Genomic DNA, 24,829 nt, shown 5'->3' on the forward strand with positions numbered 1-24,829 from the left:
CGAAAGCGTATGGTGGTATTCAGCTATGTGGCCATGGTGGGGCTCGTGTGATTGATCAAGTCGCGAAAGACAGTGAAATGATCGGGATTGTGGATTATGGAATGGGGAACCTGAGAAGCGTCCAGAAGGGCTTCGAAAAAGTGGGTTCTACCGCCCATATTGTAAGTACACCAGCAGAGATTGCTGCTGCTGATCGACTGGTTCTCCCCGGTGTGGGAGCCTTCCGAGATGCGATCAGCGAACTTCAGCGTCTCGATCTGATCCCAGCCATCAAGGAGCATATCGCAGCCGATAAGCCATTTCTCGGGATTTGCCTGGGCCTGCAAATGCTGTTTGATGTGGGATATGAAGATGGCGAATATCAGGGCCTGGGGATTTTTCGTGGCAGCGTACAGCGTTTCGCTTCGCGTGAAGGGCTGAAGATTCCTCACATGGGTTGGAATACGATCGAACTCCAGAAACCTGTCCCGCAACTGACTGGTATTCCCTCGGATGCCACTTTCTATTTCGTCCACAGTTATTTCGTCGTTCCAGAGGATCCTTCCCTCATTGCGACGACCACGACACATGGTGAAAGTTTTGTGTCCTCTGTTTCGCGGGGAAATCTTCTGGCAACACAGTTTCATCCTGAAAAGAGCCAGAACGCCGGGCTCAGATTATTGAAGAATTTTGCACAGAGTATGGAAGGTCAAGGTTCTACGGGAACTTCTCACGGGCTCCCCGTGGTTTCCGCTCAATGATCTGATACCGCGTGGCAAAAATTGTCTCCGAGTACCGGATCGGAGATGAGGTGACCCGTTTGTCCCGCTGATCTTTGAAATTGAGGTCTGCTGGGCTGTGGACGAATCCTTCTGGCGCAAGCTGAATCAGTATCTGTCGAGAATCAGTGTCTGTAGAGAAAGTGATGGGGATGGAAATTCTGCCTGCAATCGATTTGCGTGGAGGCAAATGTGTGCGACTTCGCCAGGGGGATTATGCCCTCGAAACGGTTTTTGGTGATGACCCGGTCGCCATGGCCCAAAAGTGGGCAGCCACAGGTGCAGACAGGCTCCATCTGGTCGATCTTGATGGAGCAAAAGCCGGCTATCCGGTGAATCATGAAATCGTGAGAGCGATCGTCAGTGAGCTGTCGATTCCCTGTGAGTTGGGAGGTGGTTTTCGCTCCGAGGATTCTGTGCGATTCATGCTGGAAGATGTGGGCCTGGACCGTGCGATTATCGGTACACAGGCACTCAAAGAACCGGCATGGTTTCGAGATTTGGTCAAGAAGTATCCCGGGAGAATCGCCCTGGGATTGGATGCTCGCGATGGCAAAGTGGCGACGGCAGGTTGGCTCGAAGTCTCGGCCGTCTCGGCACTGGAATTGGCATCGCAGTTTGTCGGTCTCCCGCTCGCAGCGGTCATCTATACCAATATTGCCAACGATGGCATGATGCAGGGTGTCGACGAAGGGACAATTGCCGACATGCAGCGTCTGGCCGACCTGGGTTTTCCCGTGATTGCTTCAGGTGGTGTGACAACCCTTGACGATGTGCGCCGCCTGGAGGCAGTGCATCGGGAGCAACCCCATCTGGTGGGAGCGATTATCGGTCGCGCAATTTATGAAGGAACGATTCGTGTCGAAGAGGCGGTGGCTCTCACCCGTTGATTCAGGCGGCCTGATTTATGCCACTGGTGGGAGCTTATCCTCTGATACGGTATGCGTGTCTTCGTGCGTGCGGAATTCGGGAAGCCGCCAGCGATACCGGAGAGCTGCCAGTCTCAGGATGAGAATCAAGGCGGAGGAGACGATGAGGTTGACCGGGTTGGGCCCCTGCACCAGATGAAGTGTCAGATAGCAGCAGGCACCGCAGAAGGCCGCTGTCGCGTACCAGTAGAAATCTATGCGAAAGATGCTGGGAAATTCACTGCAGAGGACGTCTCGAATAATCCCACCTGCGACTCCGCTGGTGACGCCCATCACAATGCAGATGATTCCCGCATGCTCCAGCGAGAGCGTCTTGGATGTCCCCACGATAGCGACAAACGCCAGTCCAGCGGCATCGGCGAAGATCAGGAGCTTCAGGGGCGTTTTGCGGTAGCGTGCCGTCACGAACATCAGGCACGATGCGACCACCACCGTGTAAACAAAATTCGGATCTTTCAGCCAGAAGACCGGGACATCGAGAATCAGGTCTCGTAAGGTCCCTCCGCCAGTCGCAGTGACCATTCCGAGAACCAGAATCCCGAACAGATCGACTCGCTTTCCCCTGCCGGCAAGCACACCGGCAATGGCCCCAAAAGCGACAGAAAGATGCTCAAGAAAATACAGAAACGACATAATGAAGTATCAGGGAACTCGTAGTCGATCAGGTTTGCGAACCGGGTCTCCCTGGTGGCATCCAGGTGGGGAGATCTTTAATCATCTGGCGGGCATTTTCACTCGTGGGGACTCCCCAATATTGGAAAAACGGCCCTAAATTGCGATTCACTTTGCGCGAAAACCGCACCATCCACTGATCCCGTTTATCCATTTCGGATTTAGGACGTTCGTCTTTCTGAAGCTTTTCGTATTCCAGGAAGACATCACGGAAGGGTTGCCAGCCGAATTGCTCCTTGAGCTGGATGTACATGGTCAGAGCCAGGAAAGGATCTTCCTGCCAGGTGCTGAAAGGAGCACCATTCGTGACATATTTGCGTTCGCGATTGTCACGCTCTGGCTGTTGAATCGCATCGTGAGAAAAAGCTCTGGGTGTGAGGGTGTCAATGACATACAGAGGTGTGAGGTTGTTCGTCACTTCACCTGTCCCCTGGAAAGTCCAATCTCCCTTTTGGTGATTATGGCCTAACTCGTGATAGAAACCCCAGCCCCCTTTGTTTTCAAGGAAATTGAGATCGACAACTTCGGGTGCCGAGGGGTTTGTAAAGCACATGATGGGATAACCACTATGCATGAACCCGGCACTGATCTGATCGTCGAACACAAAGCGCTCGGCATAAGGTCGATTTCTCGAAATCGAATAGAGATCAGCACAGGCATCGAGGACTGCGGCCCAGTGGTTCATGAGCTTATCTGGAAAATCGAGCCTACGGACGAGTTCGCTGGGCACCGTAATGACCAGGTGTCTCGTCTCCAGTTCGGCCCATGGAGCGGGATAGTTACGAATGGTAAATCGCCAGTCGCTGATATCCGTTTCGCCATGCACAAAATAGGGTGCATCGACCACATTTGAAAACTCGACTTCAAACTTCCCCGCAGGCGTTTTCTGGGGAACGACAACGTAGATTAACCCTCCATAGGCATTGCCAACTTCAAACTCGACTTTGTCGATGGGGAACTGGCGGATGACTGCCGGTGGTCGCTTCCATTCATCTTTCGACCAGAGGGAATCCGAGTGACTGCCAATCTGGATTTCGAACTTCTGGTCCACAATGTTTCGCGGAACTTTGACCTTGACCAGCGTTCCCGGGGCCGCATAAAGCCCTGTGCTTTTCCAGCGAGTGGTTTCGGTGTTGATGGTCACTTTTCGAGTGACCTTTTTAGCATTTGCTGGAACTGCCCCGGGAAAAACAGCAGCCGTCGGCGCGGGTTTCATCTCTTCTAAAGGGAGCTGCAGGTAGTAGCCTGTTTGTAATCCAACCAGTAACTTGGCATCGGCCTGCTTGGCTTTGACGGGCTGTTTAGAAGTTGGAACCGGGATTTGCTTCTTGAGGTCCTCGACGAAAGCAATCAGTTGTGAGACCACTCCGTGATCCATCTTCCAGGGAATGCCCACCAGTGCTGGTTCCAGAGTGGAGGCAATCATTGCCATTTCTTCAGCAGTGGGTGGGACTTTCGTCTCCAGCGCATCCTTAAGATGCTGGGTGGCATAGCCGGCATTGGAAAACTTTGGAACGGGGTTGATCACCTTGAAAATTTCATTCTGACCTTCTTGTGTCGCATCCAGCCAGACAATGCCCGCCTTTGAGAAGAGCTTGTTGGATTGGTTATCCGTGGCGGCGTTGCCCCCTTTGCCATATTGTTGCCACGCCCAGATCAAGGTGACGGAAATCAGTCCTCCACCGTCCTTGACGAAAGCTTCCAGACCTCGAAGCTCGTCATTAGAAAGTCCATCGGTTTCAGCAATGATGACATCAGCTCCGCGAGTTTGTGCCAGCCAGTTTTTCCCCCCGACTTCAATGGCAGCGATCTTCGCGGACTGCAATTGCTGCAACAGATTTCGCTTCCCCATCACGGCCACTTTCACTGTTCCCGGGGCTTTTTCTTTGTGTCCAGCCCAGGCAATGCAGTTGCTGATAAAGCGGCCGGTCATCGTGTGATTGGCTGGACCTGAGCCAAGCAGATCATTGTGGCAAAGAGCCACAACTCGACCTTTGCCAAACTCCGCCGCGGCCGCTGCCACACTGGTTTTCCCTTTGTTGGTCGAAACGACCACCGGGAAAGCTTCCGGGCCGTAAGGGAGGATTGTTCCGGGAGCACCACTAATTTTGATCTCCGTGACACCTTCCAGAAGAAAATCCTGGTGAGGCTTCCAGAGTTCGGGATCGAACTTTGAGGTTTCTGTGCGGGCAGCAGCCCCTTTTTTGGATGAGGATTTAGCTGAGGGCTTGGTTGCCGGTTTCGTTGCCGCTGGCTTCGTACCCTGTGATTTTCCTGATTGCGCCAGAAGGTTTTCTGTCATTAGACAGCAGGCGAGGCTCAAAATCATCACGTGTCGATATGACATGGAAAACTCCCTCAAAGCCAGGCAGAATCAACAATCGATTGATGGTGATAAATTTCTAGCGGGATAACATTGCTCAGACAGCCAGCTCTTTCCAGACTTTAGTAAATGCTGCCGCTGCAGTTTCCAGATCTTTTTGCGAGTGAGCCGCTGAAATCTGTGTGCGAATGCGGGCTTGTCCCTGGGGGACGACCGGGTAAGAGAAGCCGATGACATAAACTCCTTCGGCCAGCATGCGATCTGCAAATTGAGCAGCCAGGGCAGCATCACCCAGCATGACCGGGCAGATGGGGTGCGTCCCCGGAAGCACCTTGAGCCCTGCACTTTGCAGTGCATTTCGAAACCAGACCGTATTGGCCTCCAGTTGATCACGCAAATGAGTGGATTCGCTGAGAAGCTCTAACGCCTTGAGCGAAGCCGCAGCAATAGGAGGGGCGAGAGTATTTGAAAAGAGATAAGGTCTTGAACGTTGTCTCAAGAGATCAATGATCGGCTGGCGTCCACTGGTATAGCCTCCACTGGCGCCTCCCAGAGCTTTACCAAGCGTACCGGTCATAATGTCAATGCGATCCATGACGTTGTGGTATTCGTGTGTTCCGCGCCCATTGGGGCCAGTGAAACCAACAGCATGAGAATCATCGACCATAATCATCGCATCATACTTATCCGCCAGTTCGCAGATTGCGGGAAGATTCGCGATGTAGCCATCCATGGAGAAAACGCCATCCGTCGCGATGAGGCGAAAGCGAGCCCCCGAGGCTTCTTTAAGTCGTGCTTCAAGCTCGGTCATATTGTTGTTGGCATAGCGAAACCGTTGAGCTTTGCATAAGCGGATACCATCAATGATGCTCGCATGGTTGAGTGCATCAGAGATGATTGCATCTTCCGCTCCCAGCAATGTTTCGAACAGCCCGCCATTCGCATCGAAGCAGGATGAGTAGAGAATGGTATCCTCCATTCCGAGAAACTTGCTGAGTGCACTCTCAAGCTGTTTATGTAGCCCCTGTGTACCACAGATAAAACGCACTGAGGCCAGCCCGTAGCCCCATTCCTCCAGAGCCTTGGCAGCCGCTGCTTGAACTGCGGGATGCTGTGCTAAGCCGAGATAGTTATTCGCGCAGAAGTTCAGGACTGGCTTTCCTCCTGCAACTTGAATGCTCGAATTCTGCGGAGTCGTGATGACTCGCTCCGACTTATAAGTTCCGGCACTGCGAATCTGATCCAGTTGCCCGGAGATATGTTCGAGAAATCGTGTGGACATTGGGCGATCTCGGGAAGGCAAAGAGAGAGTCGTTTTTTAACAGTCACTATCTGATGAGTTGGTGCATTTCGTCGGAACTTCTTGCACCCTACTGAGTATTCAATGCAAGGGGAAATTTAGGTTTCCCAGTCGAGCACGACTTTGCCGCATTGGCCGCTGAGCATGACATCGAAACCCTTCTGGAATTCGGTGTAGTGGTAGCGATGAGTAATGACGGGGGCGATCTGGAGGCCACTCTGAAGCATGACAGTCATCTTGTACCAGGTTTCGTACATTTCTCGGCCGTAAATCCCCTTGATTGTCAGCATGTTAAAGACCACGGTGTTCCAGTCGATGGCCATTGATTTTTCGGGGATGCCGAGCATCGCAATCTTGCCACCATGAGCCATATTGGCGATGAGGCTATTGAAGGCGTGCGGATTTCCCGACATTTCGAGGCCGACGTCAAAGCCTTCCTTCATGCCCAGTTGTGCCTGGACTGCCGGCAGATCCTGCTCTCTGGGGTCGACAGCGACTGTTGCGCCCATTTTTCGGGCCAGTTCGAGGCGGTAAGGATTCAAATCTGTGACCACCACGTGTCGGGCTCCTGCATGCCTCACAATGGCAGTGGCCATAATTCCAATCGGGCCAGCACCTGTGATCAGCACGTCTTCACCGAGGAGGTCAAACGAGAGGGCGGTGTGTACGGCATTTCCAAATGGGTCGAAGATGGACGCCACATCGAGGTCAATATCTGAGGAGTGATGCCACACATTCGACATGGGAAGCGAAATATATTCGGCAAAGGCGCCAGCACGATTGACGCCGACACCTTTGGTGAAAGCGCACAGATGTCTGCGACCTGCGAGGCAATTGCGGCAGCGGCCACAAACGACATGCCCTTCCCCACTGACGATGTCGCCAGGGTGGAAATCGACCACATTCGAACCCACCGCAACGATTTCACCCACAAACTCGTGCCCAACGACCATGGGAACGGGAATCGTCTTCTGAGCCCAGTCATCCCATTTGTAAATGTGGACATCGGTGCCGCAGATGCCCGTCTTTTTGACACGAATGAGAACGTCGTTAATGCCGTATTCAGGCTTGGGAACATCTTCCAGCCAGAGTCCGACATCGGCCTTACGCTTGACCAGTCCGTGCATGAGGTGCTTTCGTATGCTGGGTGTTTAATGAGATCAATGAAGTTGATCGTGTGTGTTGTGGCTGAGAATTCGTTGTTTAGTATAGTGGAAATCGCCTCCGGTATGGTAGAATCTTCGAAGCATCACAACAAGCGAAAAATTGGATTATCTCTCGAAAAAATGGAGAGATGGTTTTTCGATCCTCAAGACGAATGAAAATTACGCGATGACATCCATTTCATCGGATCTGCCCACGCCCAGTGACGCAATTAGTCAAATGCTTTGTCACCGTGTGCGTGAATTGAGACAACAGAATGGCTGGTCTCTTGATCAACTGAGTTCGGCGAGCGGTGTGAGTCGGTCCATGCTCAGTCAGATTGAGAGAAACCAGGCGAATCCTACCCTCGCTGTGACTGCGCGAATTGCACAGGCTTTCGGGCTGACCATTGGCCAGCTAGTGGAAACACCGCATGTGACCCCAGGCATTCATGTCATTCGGGGGGACGACCCCGCGCATCTGTATCGAAGCGATGAGGACTGCGAGATTCGCACGCTTTCTCCTTTGCCACTGGAAAAGGACGTCGAGTTTTATCAGCTTCGCATCAAGCCGGGGCGAGCATTGCGGAGTGAAGCTCATTTCCAGAAGACCCGCGAGTTCATCACCGTCGAACAGGGGCGAATCTGTATTCACTCGGCCGGTGAACAACGAGAACTTGGCAAAGGGGATTCAGCGAGTTACCGCGCGGATGTCCCCCATGCGATCGAAAATCGAGGCAAAGGAGACGCTTTGACCTTTCTGGTCGTCATTTATGAGTAGGTCTGGAGAGATGTTTTTGGGGAGTGAGTCTGGTATAAGCGGGTATTGATCTGTGAAGTCGCTGAGGTTGATTCAGTCACCGCATTCCAGAGGTACTCTCTATGATTTTGCCGCACCGTTTTCGCTTTCCAGTCTTTTTGGCATTTACGCTCGGTGTCATCACTCTTCAGTTGGCAGGTTCACTGCCTGGGCAGGTTTCCTCAGGTACAACCAAGTCGTATGACATTGTGGTCTATGGTGGGACATCGGGCGGTATTGCCGCTGCGATTCAATCGGCCCGATTAGGGAAGTCGGTGATTGTCATCGAACCTTCCAGCCATCTGGGAGGATTAACGACGGGTGGACTCGGGGCCACTGATATCGGAAATAAAGCCGCCATTGGTGGACTCTCGCGCGAGTTCTATCAGCGAGTCGGAAAGTGGTATGCCGACCCCAAAAACTGGGTGCACGAAAGCGCTTCGAAATACAACGAGCGGCGTAAATCAAGTGGTGAGAATGAAATGTGGACCTTCGAGCCACATGTCGCAATGAGGGTCTATAAAGATTGGCTGGCTGAATATCCCGCGATTCAAGTGGTGATGAATGAGCGGCTCGATCTCAAGAACGGTGTCAAAAAGAATCCCGCAACCAAAGCCATTGAATCGATCAGCATGGAATCGGGGAAGGTTTACGCCGGCAAGGTGTTTATCGACGCCACCTATGAAGGCGACCTGATGGCCAAAGCTGGCGTGCCCTATCATGTGGGGCGTGAGGGCGAAAAAGTTTATGGCGAGACTCTGAATGGGATTCGCGTTGAGAAGTCGACTCACCATCAGTTCACACACAAGGTTGATCCTTATGTGATTCCGGGTAAGCCAGAGAGTGGGCTGATTCCTCTGATTCAGGCCGGCGGCCCTGGAGAAGAGGGTGCTGGTGATCATCGCGTGCAGGCTTACAACTATCGCATGTGTACGACCGATGTCGCTGAGAATCGCCGTGCCTGGCCAAAGCCCGATGGTTATGACGAAAAAACGTACGAGCTGGTGCTCAGAAACTGTGAGGCGGGTGATCATCGCAAGTCGTGGAACCCGGTCTGGATGCCCAATCGTAAGACCGACACGAATAACAATTTCGCGGTTTCGACAGATTACATTGGGGCAAACTACGAGTATCCCGATGCCGACTATGCCAAGCGGCAGGCCATCATCGACGATCATAAGCGATACCAGCAGGGTCTGATGTGGACGCTGGCGAATCATCCGCGAGTACCGCAGGAAATTCGCGACCATTTCCAGAAGTTAGGGCTGGCGAAAGACGAGTTCGTAGAGACCGATAACTGGCCGCCGCAGCTTTATGTGCGTGAGGCACGTCGTATGATCTCGGATTACGTAATGACTCAGCACAACTGCCAGCGCAAAGTCACGGCCGAAGATTCGGTCGGCATGGGCGCTTACAACATGGATTCGCACAACTGCCAGCGGTACGTGACCAAAGAAGGCTATGTGCGGAACGAAGGCGATATTCAGGTGGGTGTCCCCCCCTACCCCATTTCTTACAAGAGCATTCGCCCGGCAAAAGAGCACGTCACCAATCTGCTGGTGCCGGTCTGCTTGTCGGCCTCGCACATCTCTTATGGTTCGATTCGCATGGAGCCTGTCTTTATGGTGCTCGGGCAGTCGGCAGCGACTGCAGCCAGCTTTGCCATTGATGGCAAAACATCCGTTCAAGATGTTGATTACGCAAAGCTGAGGGAAAAACTGCTGGAGGACAAGCAGGTTCTGGAATGGCAAGGTTCTCACGGAGGAGCAGCGGGGATTGTGCCAAGCTCACTGCCTGGTGTTGTCGTCGATGACGCTTTGGCAAGAACCAAAGGCGAATGGACAGCCAGTGGTTCGATCAGCGGATTTGTCGGCAGTGGATATCACACCGATGGAAATGAGCAGAAGGGGGAGAAGTCGGCACTTTTCGAACTGAAGATTCCCAAGACAGGGAGTTATGACATTCGGATGAGTTGGACCCCGAATGCCAACCGTGCCAGTAATGTTCCAGTCGTGGTTGAAGCAGGGACGTTACGAACAGAGACCAGAGTCAATCAGCGAAACGCCGCCGGGAAAGATGGCTTTCATACTCTGGGTCGCATGACGTTAAATGCGGGGCAGACGGTGAATGTCGTCATCTCGAATGACAAGACCGATGGCCATGTCATTATCGACGCTGTGCAGGCACTTCCTGCTCAAGACTAAGGACATTCGTTCGAGCGAGGCGAACGCGCCGAACGAATACTGATGTTTCAACAACAAGATCCCGGTCAGAATTCTCTGGCCGGGATCTTGATTTTAAGGCAGCAAATGAAACTGATTTCAGGCGGGTTCATCAGGAGATGATGTCGTTGCAGGGACTTCTGCTGGTACTGTTTTACGCCGACGGCGATAACCTGCGGCCAGTTCCCAGGCGATTGGCAGCACGGATACGAAGACGATGCCGAGAACGACCAGCGAAAAATTGTCTTTGACAAATGGCAGGCCACCAAAAAGATAACCAGCAATCAGGCAGGTGGAGACCCAGAGAATACCACCGGCAATGTTGTAAACAGAAAATACGCGATAGGGCATTTTGCCCATGCCGGCGACAAATGGTGCCACCGTGCGGACAATGGGGACGAATCGCGCGATGACAATCGTTTTGCTGCCGTACTTTTGAAAGAATTCTTCGGTCTTCGCGAGATGTTCGGGTTTAACCAGCCGAAATCTCTTAGCGCTCAATAAGCGTTCTCCAAACCAGCGGCCAACCAGATAATTCACGGCATCTCCGGCAATGGCCGCAATCGTCAACAAAATCCACAGGGCTGGCAATGAGAGCGAACTGGCACCAGCCAATGCCCCTGCTGCAAACAACAGAGAATCGCCAGGGAGAAAGGGCATGAAGATCAAGCCCGTTTCAGCGAAGACGATTGCGAAAAGAATCGCGTACGTCCAGGTGCCGTAGTTTTCGATGAACCCCTGGAGATACTTATCGAAATGCAGGACGAATTCGACGATCTGCTTGAGAGAGTCCATTCAAGAGCATCCTGCCTGCACAAAGAGAAGTTTCAGCCTTAAGGAACAGACCTGGATCAGCCAAGGATCGTTTGGGCACGATCGGGGCCGACCGATACAATCTTGACCTGCTTCCCCATCAATTCACCAACGGTATCGATGTACTTTCTGGCCCCCGTGGGGAGATCGGCCAGACGTGTCATGTGGCTGATTTCTGTCTTCCAGCCTGGAATGATGCGATAGATGGGCTTGGCGGCTGCTAAGTCTTCCACATGTGCCGGGAAATCGGTCGTTCGCTCGCCGTGGATCTCATAGGCTTCGCAGATTTTGAGTTCATCAAGCTGACTGAGGACATCCAGCAGCATGAGCGAGATGCAATCAACGCCGCAGATTTTGGCCCCATGCCCTGCGGCAACGGCGTCAAACCAGCCGCAACGTCTGGGGCGGCCCGTGACCGTGCCATATTCCCGGCCCACATCGCGAATATGCTGGCCAATCTCATTATTGAGCTCTGTCGGGAATGGGCCGCCACCAACTCGAGTGGTGTAAGCTTTGACCACGCCGATCATCTGTTCGATGAGCCGTTCGGGCACACCACTTCCGGGGTGAATCCCGGCGGCTGAGCTGTTGGATGACGTTACAAAAGGGTAGGTGCCATGATCAACGTCGAGCAGGCTCCCCTGGGCACCTTCAAAAAGGATGTTTTTCCCGGCCCCAATGGCTTTGTGAAGCCAGGCGACAGTGTCTGCCACAAAAGGCTTCAACGTCTCGGCATACTGTTGGGTGAGAGCGAAGATTTCGTCCGAGGAGAACGGCTTGAATTCCGGATCCAGAGCCGAGAGCACGTGATTTTTGGAATCGACGATGCCGGACAATCGCTGCTTCAGACTTTCGGGATGGTAAAGATCGGCCACTCGCACTGCCTGGCTGCGACCGGCCTTATCGCGATAGCAGTAGCCAATGCCTCTTCCGGTGGTACCGATGGCATCCTTCTTCTGTGATCGCTCAGCAGCGAGATCTTCAGCGACGTGGTAGGGCAGAATCACATGGGCTCGATCAGAAAGAAGCAGGTTCCCTTCGACCTTCACGCCTTGGGAGCGGAGAGTACCGATTTCCTTCAGCAATGCTTCCGGGTTCACGACCACGCCGTTGCCAATCACAGCCGTGACACCGGGGCGAAGAATCCCTGTGGGGAGCAAAGAGAGCTTGTAAGTCTGCCCATCAAATTTGACGGTATGGCCCGCGTTGTTGCCTCCTTGATAGCGAACGACGATTTCGTGTTCGTCCGTCAGGAGATCAACGATTTTCCCTTTGGCTTCATCGCCCCATTGCAGACCGACAACTGACGTAATTGCCACGAAACCACTCACTCATAAAGCTAATTTGGAAACGGCAGATTTGGGCTGATCCAGCCCCCAGTTCTCAGGCGATCGAAAATCGATTGTGGACGGTTTAAGGACACAGACCACGTTTGGCTCTCAGTTCACCCCAAAGAAATCAGCCACAGTTTAGCTGTTACGACATGAACTCGCATCCGACTTTGAAACAGACTCCGGAAATTGAGCGACTGAAGAAAGGCAGATCTTTTGTAAAATCCATTACTTCTGACAAACTTCCCGTCGAAAACGTGGGCCGGAAACCCCATGAACCCCGCGAGGGTTTGACGTGTCTGCCTTCACTGGGTAGGCTTCAATAACGTCAGAAACACGGAAAAAACATGTCGCTCACATTTGTATACACAGTATCGATTATTGGAATTACGACTTCCGGGGGCTAATGCAACCCAGGCCGTAATGATTCTGCCTGTTTGTGCCCCCGGTTATGCCGGGGGTTATTTTTTGTATGGCATCCGCTTCAGCTCTTCTTCAAAAAGGCTGCAAGAGGTGCCGAGGTTCCGAGGCCGGGCTGAGATTAATGAAGTGTTTCATTGAGACAGCCACGGAAAGGGTTTGAGTAGAAATGGCTCGCATCCAGCTTTACGACACCACCTTGCGCGATGGTAGCCAGGGTGAAGGCGTTAACTTCTCGCTGCAGGATAAACTCCTGATTACTCAGAAGCTGGATGAAATTGGCCTCGACATTATCGAAGGAGGTTATCCTCTTTCGAATCCCAAAGATGCGGAATACTTTCAACGCGTTCGGGATCTGCCGCTCAAGCATGCCAAAATTTCTGCCTTCGGCATGACCCGTCGCAAGGGCGTAACTGCCGATCAGGATACAGGCATGCTGGCACTGCGAGACGCCAGAACGCCTTGCTGTACGGTTGTGGGAAAGACGTGGGATCTGCATGTCTTTGAAGTTCTGCGTGTCGATGAAGCCGAGAATCTGGCGATGATCCGCGACTCGGTGGCATTTCTCGCAGCCGAAGGCCGGCACGTCATTTATGATGCAGAGCATTTCTTCGATGGGTTCAAGGCCAATCCTGAGTTCGCTTTGAGGACATTAAGGGCCGCGGCTGATTCCGGGGCGGCTCTGCTCTGCCTGTGTGATACCAACGGGGGAACGATGCCCGAAGAGGTCGCAGCGGCTGTGAATGCCGTGCGCAAGGAACTTTCCACTCCACTGGGCATCCACTGCCACAATGATTGTGAACTGGCCGTTGCCAATTCGTTGATTGCTGTCGATTGCGGCGCAATTCAGGTGCAAGGAACAATCAATGGCATTGGCGAGCGGTGCGGCAATGTCGATCTTGTCAGCGTGGCGGCCAACCTCGCACTCAAGAAGCATCACGAGGTGCTCAAGCCGAATGGAATTGTCCATTTGACGGAGCTCTCCCGGTACGTTTACGAGATCGCGAATCTGCAACTTCGTCCGGGCCAGCCCTTTGTGGGCAGCAGTGCTTTTGCCCATAAGGGGGGAATGCACGTCCACGCGGTTAACCGTCTGGCACGCAGCTATGAACACATTCCACCGGAGACTGTGGGCAACGAGCGCAAGGTGCTGGTGAGTGAGCTTTCGGGCCGCAGTAACATCATCGCCAAGACGACGAAGTACCGCATTGCCGAAGATGACCAGCTCATGCGGAACATCCTCGAACGCGTGCAGGATCTGGAGAACATTGGCTATCAGTTCGAAGCAGCCGAAGGATCGTTCGATCTGCTGGTGCGTAAAGAAGCGGGCCTGTACACGCCCAAGTTTCAGCGGCTCCACTATCGCGTGGGGGTCGTAACCGAAGAATCTCAGGTGCCAGTGACTGAAGCGACAGTCAAACTGAGAGTTGGTGACGACGTCGAGCATGTCGTTGCCGAAGGTGATGGCCCGATCAATGCGCTCGATACGGCCGTTCGACGTGCGCTCCTTCGTTTCTACCCATCGCTCGAACAGATGCATCTGGTCGACTACAAGGTTCGTGTCATCAACTCAGCGGAAGGAACAGCCGCCAGGGTGCGCGTGGTCATCGAAAGCCGGGATGAACACGATACCTGGAGCACTGTCGGCGTGAGTGAGAATGTGATTGAAGCCAGTTGGCTGGCACTGGTCGACAGTGTCGAATACAAGCTTTTCAAAGATGAAGGATTGCCGGATTAGTGGCCCTGCTCGATCTTAAATTTACTTAGATTCATCCAGCCCGGCAGTGCTGCGGCTTCACGAGAGTTTCCCTGATGACGACCGAAATTCCCAAGTCTTACGAGCCGCAATCGATTGAGTCGCATTGGATTTCTTTCTGGGAATCCCACGGCTACTACAATGCTGATCCCAGCGAGACCAAACCGCCGCATGTGATCATGATCCCCCTGCCGAACGTGACTGGGGCGCTACACATGGGCCATGCCCTCAACGGGACGTTGCAGGATCTCATCACCCGCTGGCGGCGGATGCAGGGGTATTCGGCACTCTGGATGCCGGGAACCGACCATGCGGGGATCGCCACGCAGTCGATGGTCGAAAAGCGGATGCTCGAGGAGGAAGGGCTCACGCGGCATGACGTGGGCCGCGAGGCACTGATTCAGCGGATCTGGAAATGGAAGGATCACTACGAGGCCCGCATCCTCGGCCAGCTCAAGCGGCTGGGGGCGAGTTGCGACTGGCGGCGGACACGCTTCACGCTCGACGAGGTCTGCTCTCAGGCCGTGCGGCGGACGTTCTTCAAGATGTTCCGCGATGGCCTGATTTACCGGGGCCAGCGGCTCGTCAACTGGGATGCCTTTTTGCAGACCGCTGTCGCCGACGACGAGGTCTATACGGAAGACATCGACGGGCAGTTCTGGACGTTCAACTACCCCGTAGTCGACGATCAGGGGGAACCGACCGGCCAGCGGATTTCCTTCTCGACGACACGTCCCGAAACGATGCTGGGTGATACCGCACTGTGCGTCCATCCCACTGATGAACGCTATATGGCGCTGGTTGGCAAGAATGTTCGTTTGCCACTCGTCGGCAGGCTCGTGCCGATCATTGCCGATGGACTGCTGGCTGATAAAGAGTTGGGGACGGGCTGTGTGAAGGTGACTCCCGCGCATGATCCCAACGATTACGCCTGCGGTCTGCGCAACAAGCTTCCGATGATCAACATCCTGCGGCCCGATGGCACCATCAATGAAGAAGGTGGCGAGTTCGCCGGGCTGGATCGTCTCGAAGCGCGCAAGGCCGTGGTTGCCAAGATGGAATCTCTGGGATTCTTTGAGAAGGTCGAGGATCGCAAGATTCCCATGAAGTTCAGTGATCGGTCGAAGACGCCCGTTGAGCCGCTGATGTCCGATCAGTGGTTCGTGAAGATGGACGATCTGGCCCAGAAGGCGATCGACGCCGTGACCGATGGCCGCGTGAAATTCTTCCCCGAACGGTACCAATCGAGCTATCTCGACTGGCTGGGGGAGAAGCGCGACTGGTGCATCAGCCGCCAGTTGTGGTGGGGGCACCGGATCCCCGTGTGGACAATTCATGTCTATCCGACAAAAACCACTAGTCCGGAAGAAATCAGTGTATCTGATAACAGGCAGGCAGTGGCAATTGAAGGCATTAAGCAATATTTACAAGCCGCTGGATGTTCTACTTCAGATGTGTGTTTCGAAGTAATTAATGAAGACTCCTTTCGTTGCTGCGCCGCCACCAAGGAAAGCATTGAAGCATTGGCCGCTCTACAAGTTTACTTTGACAGTTTCGAGTGGCAGAAGGTGACTTTGGGTAGTCCAATCACAACGGCATTGAATGCTGTCCCGAAGTATGAGCACTTGACTGATATAGCGAAAAGTACTCGGATTGATTCTATCAAGCAGGATCCCGACGTCTTGGATACCTGGTTCAGCAGTGCCCTCTGGCCGCATGCGACGCTGGGGTGGCCGAATGAGACGTCGAATCCACCACTCAATGGCCAGCCGGATCCAAGCGGCAACGGGAAGAACACGGTTCTGCCCTATTTCTATCCCGGCAGTGTGCTGATCACCTCGCGGGATATCATCACGCTCTGGGTCGCGCGAATGGTGCTAGCAGGTCTCTACAACCTGAATGACATCCCCTTCAAACATGTGCATATCCATCCCAAAATTCAGGACGGATTTGGGCAAGGCATGTCCAAGACCAAAGGGAACGGTGTTGATCCTCTCGAACTCGTCGATCGCTACGGTTGCGATGGAACTCGCTTCACGATCGCCTCGTTTGCGGGTGAAACACAGGACGTGCGGTTGCCGGTCAGCTACGAATGTCCCCATTGCCAGAACCTGATTCCCCAGGAGCAGAAGCACCTGAAGTTTTCGCCCGGAAAGCCGAAGATCAAGTGCCCCAAGTGCAAGAAAGAATCGCAGTACGCCTGCCCCTGGTACACACCGGATGAGGGCGAACTGGTGGCGGGGATTGTCATCGAACGCTTCGAGTTTGGCCGCAATTTCTGCAACAAACTCTGGAACGCCGCCCGTTTCGCCATGCTGAATCTGGAGGGCTACACACCCGCCGCGGTGGCCAAGAGTGAACTGGCGATTGAAGACCAGTGGATCGTCAGCCGCCTGGCGACGGTGACGAACGAAGTGACCTCCCTGCTGGGTGTCTACAAGTTCGATGCGGCAACGCGCGCCCTGCGGGATTTCGTCTGGAACGAGTTCTGCGACTGGTATCTCGAACTGATCAAGTCGCGGTTGCGTGACGAGACAACCAAGCCTGTTGCGCAGCGGGTGCTCGTGCATGTTCTCGATCAGATCCTGCGGCTGTTGCACCCGTTCACGCCGTTCATCACGGAAGAACTGTGGCATCGTCTGGCCGAGATCGCCCCTTCACGCGGCTTGCCCGAACCCCAGCCGGCGGAAGCCGCCTGTATTATTGCGGCCTGGCCGAAGGTGAATGAAGCTGACATCTCCCCTCCCCTCGAACAGCGGTTCACCCGGTTGCAGGAGACAATCGGTGCGATTCGGAATATTCGCGCGACCTATGGGATCAGTCCCGGGCAGTCGATTGCCGTTCATTTGAAGTGCAGTGCTGAAGCTGCCGCTGACTTTGAGGCCTTACGAATCCAGATCCAGAATCTGGCCAAGGCGGAGATTGCGGCGACTGGCCCCGAGGTGCAGCGTCCCCCTGCTTCTGCAAGTTTTGCACTCGTGGGAGCCGAGGGCTTCGTGCCACTGGAAGGCCTGATTGATAAGGCGGCAGAACTGGCCAAGCAGACGAAAGAGGCCGAAAAATTGCGAGGCTTCATCGCTTCGACTGAAAAGAAGCTAGGGAATGCCAGCTTTGTTGATAAAGCCCCTGCCGAGGTGGTGGCCGAAGTTCGCCAGACGTTGGCGAATCAGAAGAGTCAACTGGCGAGTATTGAAGAGATCATCCGGCAGTTGCAGTAGTGGCTTAATCACTCCGTCCTGACAGAAGTGTGACATGCGGAGGATTGATGACTTCGGTGCCATGCTCACGGCTCTGAGTGAGCATGCCGAGCTTGTGCTTGATATTTGTTCTTTGAGGCTGACGGACATGCTTGCTCAGAGCTGCAAGCATGGCACGCAAAGTTGAGAGTTCTAATTGGAAAATGGTGCATTCTGTAAGAACTCCATGGCACCCTACCTCGGTAATCCACTAGGCTACATGTCTGATTTTCATCTCAACCAATAGACTTTTTTCAGCTTGATGAGGGTTGCATGGCTTTGCCCATTTCTCGACGCGATGCATTGAAGACCGCCTGTGTGGCCACGGCAGGTTTGATTTCAGGGGCTCCGTTTGTGCATGCCCAGAGCAAAGTGGAATCTCAGCCGCTAACCACTGGGCAAGGCGATTATCAGTACGAAGTGATTCACAACTGGGCTCAACTTCCCATCGAGTTTACGTGGCAGACAACTCAGGCCGTGGTGGTGGATAAGAATGGTTTTGTCTATCTGAATCACACGGGCGACTTCAACAAGAAAAATCACCCGAATGTCTTCGTCTTCGATCAGGACGGAAAGTATGTCCGCTCCTTCGGCCAGTACTTTCAGGGCGGCGCTCATGGGCTGGAACTTCGAGAAGAAAATGGCGAGGAGTTTCTTTACTTCTCGAATCCCGATCCAGTCCAGTCGATCGCTAAGACCAACCTCAAGGGAGAAATGATCTGGGAACGGTTTGCACCCATGGAATCGGGCATCTATCCCGAGGGTGAGAATACTTTGCCACAGCGGGTTCGTTCTGGTGAAGTTCCTCGCAAAGGTGTGGGTGGGCCAAATCGCTATAAGCCGACGAACATTGCCTTCTTGAAGGATGGCGATCTGCTCGTTGCCGATGGATATGGCTCCAATTACATCCATCGCTATACAAAAGATGGCGACTACAAATTGAGTTTTGCCGGTGCTGGCCCCAGTCCGGGAAAATTCAGCACGAACCATGGTCTGGCCCTGGAAGCACGACCCGGGAAAGAAGAGGTTCTCTATGTGACAGACCGCAGTCGTAACACGATTCAATGCCTGACACCCGAGGGAAAATTTCTTTCTCTCATCGATGGTTTTCAGAAGCCCTGCCACGTCGATTTCTACAAAGATCTGATGCTGGTCCCTGAGCTTCAGGGACGCGTGACACTCCTGGATGGCAACAATAAGGTTCTGGCTTATTTGTGCGATGACCATCAGAACGTCAATGCCGGTAAGGTGAATCGAGGTGACGCCAAGCAATGGGCACCTGGAAAGTTTGTCCATCCGCACGATGCCACTTTTGACCATAATGGCAATATCATCGTCAGCGAATGGGTCACCACCGGACGGATTACCTTACTCAAGAAGTTGAGCTGATTCCGACTGGCACAGCTCTCGATCCCGCGGCTTTCGAAGGCGGTCGTCGGCCTACCTTCCCGGCAGAAAACTCGGTCGTACCGATTTCTGCTGGGTTTTGGGGGCTGTTCCGCCACTTTGCTCGATCAGTTCGGTATCCCGCAGGCCGTTGCTGGGTTGAATGGCTCCACCAACGCCGAGGATCTCCGGGCGACGTGCGACTTTATCGCTGAACTCCCGCATATCTTGTACGATCGGTTCAATGCCGCGCAGGAGGACTGTCACCAATTGCGCCGAACGGTTCAGGTTGTCGTAGAGCTGGGGATCGGACGCGAGTTTTTGTAGCGTGCCATCCTGAGTATTCAGCGTGCGGACAAACCGACTGGCATCGGCCAGAAGTCGATCCAGATTGGCCAGGCTGGTATCGAGCCGGACAATCATGTCGTTTCCTTTTTTGGCCAGTGGATCGGTCACTGATTCGAGGTTTTTCAGATTCTGCTGCATGCTTTCGAGCGTCGTGCGGGCTACGACAATCGTCTCGCGGGTGTCGTTCACCAGACGTGGGAGAGATTGAGCGGTCTGCTGGAGGGCGGCCTGGGTTTTGGGATCACCGACAATACGATTCGCCTGCTGGATTAACTCAGTGGCGGATTTCATGGCCAGTGAAAGTTGATCCAGCGAATCGGCAGCTCGCTCGATGACCTGATCGATGTTCCCACGCTTGGTTTCGAGAAGATTGTTGACGTTATGGGCAAGAATGCCCCATTCCTTGCTCGTGGCGGCAAAGGAATCCATGGTGGCGGTCGTTTTGGCCTCAAGTCGGGCGACCAAAGCCATAGGATCCCCCGCAGCTTGACCGCTGATCACTGCGCCGTGTTTGAGTGGTTCTTCCGAGAGGCCAGGAATGATTTCCAGATGCCCCTCGCCCAAAAGGCTCACGGCCACCTGGGCAGTGGAATCAATCGGAAGTTTGTGCTTGGCGTCGATTTCGGCAATGACAATCACGCCTCGACGTTTGTTATCCAGGCGGACATCGCGAACATTTCCAATCGTCAGTCCGTAAAGTCGGACGGGTGCACTCGGATAAATCCCCCCGGCGGATTCAAATTGGATGGCGATACTGAAATCTTCATCCCAATACGAATCGAGTTTTCCCGCGCGAACGAGCAGACCAACACCAATGGCCATAGCCACCAGCACCATCATTCCAACGCGAAATTGCAACTGACGCTCAGACACAACGAGTCTCCCATGACAGACGACTGTCTGATGTCTGATGTAATGAAAGTTGCAAAATCTGCCGAGAGCAGTTCTGCCGGATTGATGGTTTCAGGCAGCAAAGAGTTCCTGCAGACGTTTCCCGGAGATTCCATGAACAAAGTCGTGCACACGTTCGTCGGGATGATTAAAGGCCTGCTCGGCTGTCCCTTCGAAAATGATCTGCGACTCGTTTTGAGGGAGTCTTGCCAGAGGAAAAAGCATCACCACTCGAGTGGCCACCCGCTTCACGGTCGTCATGTCATGGGTTACGACAATGCTGGTGACGGGGCGGGCACTGCGAGCTTGAAGAATCAGTTCGTTGATGACGTCACTCATGATCGGATCGAGGCCGGTCGTCGGTTCATCGTAGATGATAATTTCGGGAGACATCGCCAGGGCCCTGGCGAGCGCGGCCCGCTTCCGCATACCTCCAGAAAGTTCAGAGGGGAATTTTTGAGCCGCACTGGCGGGCAGACCAACTTCCCGCAACCTGGTGAAGGCGATTTCCCGCATGTCGGCTTCCGACATTTTGCGGTTTTCGCGTAATCCGAAGACCACGTTCTCATAGACCGAGAGACTGTCGAACATGGCACCGCCTTGAAACAGGTAACCCAGTTTCAAGCGATCCTTTCGCATCTGTTCAGCGGACATCTGCGAGACCGGCTGGCCATTCCAGAAGACTTCGCCGGAACTCGGTTCGAGCAGATTGGCCAGCAATTTGGTCGTGACGCTCTTGCCGCAACCACTTTCGCCAATCAGCACGAGTGTCTCACCACGATAGACATTCAGACTGATGTCGCGCAGCACCTGCATGGCACCAAAACCACGCGAACAGCCACGCAGTTCGATGATTGGCGAAGATTCGTCAGGTGGAGTGAAGTTCTCAGACATTGTTGGTGGCGAAGTACAGCTTCTAAGGGACTAGAGCAGAGGCGATCGCAGGGATGGCAACAGATGTTGCAATTGAATAAAGAAAACACCGAGTAAGAAGTCCATGGCGAGTACCAGAATGAACGAGCAGACAAAGGCCTCGGTGGCTGCCCGCCCGACACCTTCCGCTCCACTCGAACAATGAAATCCTCGATGGCAGGCCACCAGTGCAATGGCACCGCCGAAGAAAATGCTCTTGATGACTCCGGAGATGATATCCAGCGAGGTGATGTACGAATCGGAATAGAACCAGTAGAGATGGCTGCTGATCCCTAAGACCTGCACTGAAAGATACCAGCCAGAAAGCATCCCGATCCCATCGGCGAGAAGTGTCAATGCCGGGATGAGCAGCACACAGGCGAGAAAGCGAGGGCACACCAGGAACATGACCGGATTGGCACCCAAGGCCTGAAGAGCATCAATCTGCTCAGTCACTTTCATGGTGCCAATTTCGGCAGCCATTGCACTGCCGACTCGTCCAGCAAGCATTGTGGCCGCGAGTACAGGCCCGAGCTCTTTGACAAGTGAGACATTGACGACTGATCCCAGTCGCGATTGTAAGCCGATGGCCGCCAGTTGATCGAACGATTGCACCGCCAGCACCATGCCAATGAAACCTCCCGTGATGAGGATCACAGGCATGCTGCGACAACCGATTTCGTAAAAAATGGGCCAAAGGATGGCACTGCGAGAACGGCGTGTCGCCAATCCTAAGGCGACTGTCGATGTAAAAATGGCTGCATCACCGACTGTGCGAACAGAAGTGAGCAGCATCCATCCCAACCAATGGATCGGCGTCGTACGATCTGTCGGGGAATTTCCTAAAAGGCTACTGGCCAATGTCGTTCATCCATGAATGACGCTGTGACTCGATCGGCAGAAATCGCCGCTGATTGTCTGGCAAACCACCAATTTCGGCAATACGGATTTGTCGTCCGCTCGATGAAGTGCTTCCAGAAGAGAAATCGACCCATGGATCAACATGATTTTTGCAGGTCGATTGCCTGAGAAAGTTACTTCATGGCGCGTCGGTCTTCCCATTCTTCCATCGTCATGATCACTTCACGGGCCTGGCTGCCGTTGTACCCGCCTACGATACCATCTTCAGCCATGAAATCGATCAGCCTTGCACCCCGACCGTATCCGACACCTAACGCTCTTTGCAGCAACGAGACACTCCCACGGCCTTCGCGAATGATGACTTCCACAGCCTGGTCATAGAGATCGTCACGTTCGCCGGCACTGGGGCCGCCCGCTGAGGTCTTACCTTCTTTCGCGGCGACCTTCAGTTTCTGAAGTTCAGGATCGTACTGCGTGGGCATGTCTTCAAAGAACTCAATGACACCATTGACTTCTTCATCGCTGACATAGGTGCCTTGAGCACGGGAAAGCGTGCTGGTACCCGGAGCCATGTAGAGCATATCTCCATTGCCCAACAGCTTGTCGGCACCATTTTCATCGAGTACCACGCGGCTATCCATGCGACTGGCGACCTGGAAAGAAATTCGCGCCGGCAGATTGGATTTGATCAGGCCGGTGATCACATCAACCGTCGGCTTCTGCGTGGCGAGAACCAGATGAATCCCAACAGCTCTCGATTTTTGTGCCAGTCGAATAATGTGCCCTTCGACATCCTTACCGGAGGTCATCATCATGTCGGCCATTTCATCGGCGATGATCACGATGTAAGGCATGGATTCAGGGATAGACTGTGCTTCCTCGGAATCGGGATCGATTTCGAGACGATCCAGGACATTCGCTTTTCCGAGCTTGTTGTAATTGTCAAGATGCCGCACCCCCACGCGTGCCAGGAGGTCGTAGCGCTCTTCCATCTTTTCGACGGCCCAGCCTAACACGGCCTCCGCTTTCTTCATGTCGGTGATGACGGGATGCATAAGGTGCGGAATACGGTTGTAGGGGCTGAGTTCGACCATTTTGGGGTCGATCATCAGCATGCGGACCTGATCAGGTCGTCGGGTCATCAGGATGGAAAGAATCAGCGTATTGAGACAAACACTTTTTCCAGTTCCTGTTCGCCCGGCAATCAGCAGGTGAGGCATCTTGCACATATCGACGACAAGAGGCTTGCCGCTGACATCTTTGCCGAGATAAAGCGGAATCCGTTTGTCTTCGAAGTCTTTCGGGGAAGACTGAATCAACTCTTTAAGGCGTACCATTACGCGAATGTCGTTGGGGACTTCGACACCGACTGTGTTTTTGCCAGGGATAGGTGCCACAACGCGTACCGAAGGCACACGCAATGCGATCGCGAGGTCATCGGCCAGCGCTGTCACTTTCGACAAACGCAAACCAGCCTCGAGTTCCAGTTCGAACTGAGTAATCACCGGCCCTGTATCGATTTCGACAACCTTGACATTCAAACCAAACTCTTTGAACGTCTTTTCAAGAGTCGCTGCCGAAATCTGGGCCTTCTGAGCGAGTTGTTCATAGGGGAAGGCTTCACTCTCTTCCAGCAGTGCATGTTCGGGCAAGGCATAGCTGACTTGAGAAGCGGTGATGGCTTGAGGCTGGGTGCGATTGACACTGTAGGTCGGTGGTGTCGCCGTCAACGGACTGGGTGAAGTCGTTGTTGATGGTGTTAACGTGACTGGCGGGTTCACCTTGATCACACGTGCGGATTCAACGGAATTAGCTGGCGACGACGAAGCAGCCGTCGGGTCGTCAAAGGCAGCTAATCCAATTGGGTCATCTGAATCGGCAACCTTTTGGAAGATTTCAGAGATCGTGGCGGATGGTGATTCGCTGGCCAGTGCACTCACCTGATGGACGTTTGGAAAGGTATTAAGGTCTGCTGCGGGGTTAGCCGCATCTCGCAAGCGTGCGAGAACGTCCTGCTGGCCGGCGCTCGCCGCAGATGTTGACTGCATCGAGGTTGCTGCCGCTTGAGTGATTGGTTCGATAGACCTTGATTCTCCCTGGAAGAGACGAAGGTTCTTCCATGCAAATCTGCTGCTGGTTGGTTTGGCCACCTTCACCTTCGTTCGACGGAAGAAGAGGCTGGCAGGAATGGTAAACACGGAAAGCGCAATTGATCCCAACACCCCGATCAGGCGAAATTCATCAGTCAGCAAAAGACTGGCAACCATCATGGAAATGAGTAGCGAAAACGTACCCATCCACGTGAAGTGTTGTGAAAGCAGATCGGCGAAAATTGTTCCGAGATATCCCCCTGCACCACTGGCAAGGCTGGGCCCGCTCCAGGGGATCGCCAGTTGAATCATGGTGCAAACAGCACAGAGCCCCAGCAGATAACCAGGGATATGCGTTTGGGCATCGACAGCACTGCTGTTGGTGAATAGCCGAAGATCGACCACCACGAGCATCAGCAGCAGGATCCATGCTCCGTAGCCGAGGGTGCTCAACAATTGAAAAGCAATGGTTGCGCCCCAGGTACCGCAGAGATTCTGAGTGACAGCGCGAGCCGGGTGCACGAGGTGAGAAGCAGCGTCGGCAGGGTCATAGCTGACGAGGCTCAGGCCGAGAAACACGGCGAGCGCCAGCAATCCCAAGGCAATCGTGTCATTTCGCAGGCGAGCGAAGTCCACGGCG

The 24,829-nt window shown here is 53.7% G+C and carries 17 protein-coding genes; 7 read left to right on the top strand and 10 right to left on the bottom strand.

Annotation, left to right across the window (positions count from 1 at the left end):
- Window positions 1-77 precede the first annotated feature (77 nt).
- Entirely contained in the window at window positions 78-740 is a 663-nt protein-coding gene (hisH, locus tag A6X21_RS22945; protein WP_068853431.1) for an imidazole glycerol phosphate synthase subunit HisH, read from the top strand.
- A gap of 170 nt (window positions 741-910) precedes the next feature.
- The gene (hisA, locus tag A6X21_RS22950; protein WP_068853313.1) at window positions 911-1,648 is read left to right on the top strand and encodes a 1-(5-phosphoribosyl)-5-[(5-phosphoribosylamino)methylideneamino]imidazole-4-carboxamide isomerase; all 738 of its coding nucleotides are present in this window, start codon (window positions 911-913) and stop codon (window positions 1,646-1,648) included.
- A 15-nt stretch (window positions 1,649-1,663) separates the two neighbouring features.
- On the opposite strand, the gene A6X21_RS22955 is transcribed toward hisA, so the two are convergent.
- From A6X21_RS22955 to tdh, 4 genes are all read right to left on the bottom strand, one after another.
- A complete protein-coding gene (locus A6X21_RS22955) occupies window positions 1,664-2,320 on the bottom strand; it encodes a trimeric intracellular cation channel family protein (RefSeq protein WP_068853315.1) in 657 nt (218 codons plus the stop codon).
- Window positions 2,321-2,348: 28 nt separating this feature from the next.
- The gene (locus A6X21_RS22960) at window positions 2,349-4,706 is read right to left on the bottom strand and encodes a M60 family metallopeptidase (RefSeq protein WP_083233856.1); all 2,358 of its coding nucleotides are present in this window, start codon (window positions 4,704-4,706) and stop codon (window positions 2,349-2,351) included.
- 73 nt (window positions 4,707-4,779) lie between these two features.
- Window positions 4,780-5,964: a glycine C-acetyltransferase gene (locus A6X21_RS22965; protein WP_068853319.1), complete on the bottom strand. Its 1,185-nt coding sequence runs from the start codon at window positions 5,962-5,964 to the stop codon at window positions 4,780-4,782.
- A gap of 116 nt (window positions 5,965-6,080) precedes the next feature.
- Window positions 6,081-7,109: an L-threonine 3-dehydrogenase gene (gene tdh, locus A6X21_RS22970; protein WP_068853321.1), complete on the bottom strand. Its 1,029-nt coding sequence runs from the start codon at window positions 7,107-7,109 to the stop codon at window positions 6,081-6,083.
- Between the two features lie 256 nt (window positions 7,110-7,365).
- Here tdh and A6X21_RS22975 point away from each other — a divergent pair, with 256 nt between their 5' ends.
- Together A6X21_RS22975 and A6X21_RS22980 are read left to right on the top strand one after the other, a co-directional pair.
- Window positions 7,366-7,905 (top strand): helix-turn-helix domain-containing protein, encoded by a 540-nt coding sequence (locus A6X21_RS22975; RefSeq protein ID WP_240490382.1) that lies wholly within the window; start codon window positions 7,366-7,368, stop codon window positions 7,903-7,905.
- A gap of 101 nt (window positions 7,906-8,006) precedes the next feature.
- Window positions 8,007-10,127, top strand: a complete 2,121-nt coding sequence (locus A6X21_RS22980) for an FAD-dependent oxidoreductase (RefSeq protein WP_068853323.1) — start codon at window positions 8,007-8,009, stop codon at window positions 10,125-10,127.
- A gap of 117 nt (window positions 10,128-10,244) precedes the next feature.
- On the opposite strand, the gene A6X21_RS22985 is transcribed toward A6X21_RS22980, so the two are convergent.
- On the bottom strand, window positions 10,245-10,940 hold the full coding sequence (locus A6X21_RS22985; protein WP_068853325.1) for a DedA family protein: 696 nt from the start codon (window positions 10,938-10,940) through the stop codon (window positions 10,245-10,247).
- Between the two features lie 56 nt (window positions 10,941-10,996).
- Complete coding sequence (locus A6X21_RS22990; RefSeq protein WP_068853327.1) at window positions 10,997-12,277, bottom strand: adenylosuccinate synthase; 1,281 nt, start codon at window positions 12,275-12,277, stop codon at window positions 10,997-10,999.
- 601 nt (window positions 12,278-12,878) lie between these two features.
- On the opposite strand from A6X21_RS22990, the gene cimA reads away from it, so the two are divergent.
- The 3 genes from cimA to A6X21_RS23005 all read left to right on the top strand — a co-directional run bounded on the left by cimA (window position 12,879) and on the right by A6X21_RS23005 (window position 19,090).
- Window positions 12,879-14,447, top strand: a complete 1,569-nt coding sequence (cimA, locus tag A6X21_RS22995) for a citramalate synthase (protein WP_068853329.1) — start codon at window positions 12,879-12,881, stop codon at window positions 14,445-14,447.
- Window positions 14,448-14,521: 74 nt separating this feature from the next.
- On the top strand, window positions 14,522-17,683 hold the full coding sequence (locus A6X21_RS23000) for a valine--tRNA ligase (protein WP_068853331.1): 3,162 nt from the start codon (window positions 14,522-14,524) through the stop codon (window positions 17,681-17,683).
- A 291-nt stretch (window positions 17,684-17,974) separates the two neighbouring features.
- Window positions 17,975-19,090, top strand: coding sequence for a twin-arginine translocation signal domain-containing protein (locus A6X21_RS23005; protein ID WP_068853333.1), 1,116 nt, complete (start codon window positions 17,975-17,977; stop codon window positions 19,088-19,090).
- Between the two features lie 51 nt (window positions 19,091-19,141).
- Here A6X21_RS23005 and A6X21_RS23010 read toward each other — a convergent pair whose 3' ends face one another.
- The 4 genes from A6X21_RS23010 to A6X21_RS23025 form a co-directional block, all read right to left on the bottom strand.
- Entirely contained in the window at window positions 19,142-20,308 is a 1,167-nt protein-coding gene (locus A6X21_RS23010) for an MlaD family protein (RefSeq protein WP_068853335.1), read from the bottom strand.
- Window positions 20,309-20,398: 90 nt separating this feature from the next.
- Entirely contained in the window at window positions 20,399-21,220 is an 822-nt protein-coding gene (locus A6X21_RS23015; RefSeq protein WP_068853337.1) for an ABC transporter ATP-binding protein, read from the bottom strand.
- Between the two features lie 30 nt (window positions 21,221-21,250).
- Window positions 21,251-22,099, bottom strand: coding sequence for an MlaE family ABC transporter permease (locus A6X21_RS23020; protein ID WP_068853339.1), 849 nt, complete (start codon window positions 22,097-22,099; stop codon window positions 21,251-21,253).
- Between the two features lie 173 nt (window positions 22,100-22,272).
- Entirely contained in the window at window positions 22,273-24,825 is a 2,553-nt protein-coding gene (locus tag A6X21_RS23025) for a DNA translocase FtsK (protein WP_068853433.1), read from the bottom strand.
- Window positions 24,826-24,829 lie beyond the last annotated feature (4 nt).

The organism is Planctopirus hydrillae, assembly GCF_001707835.1.
Taxonomy (GTDB): Bacteria; Planctomycetota; Planctomycetia; order Planctomycetales; family Planctomycetaceae; genus Planctopirus; species Planctopirus hydrillae.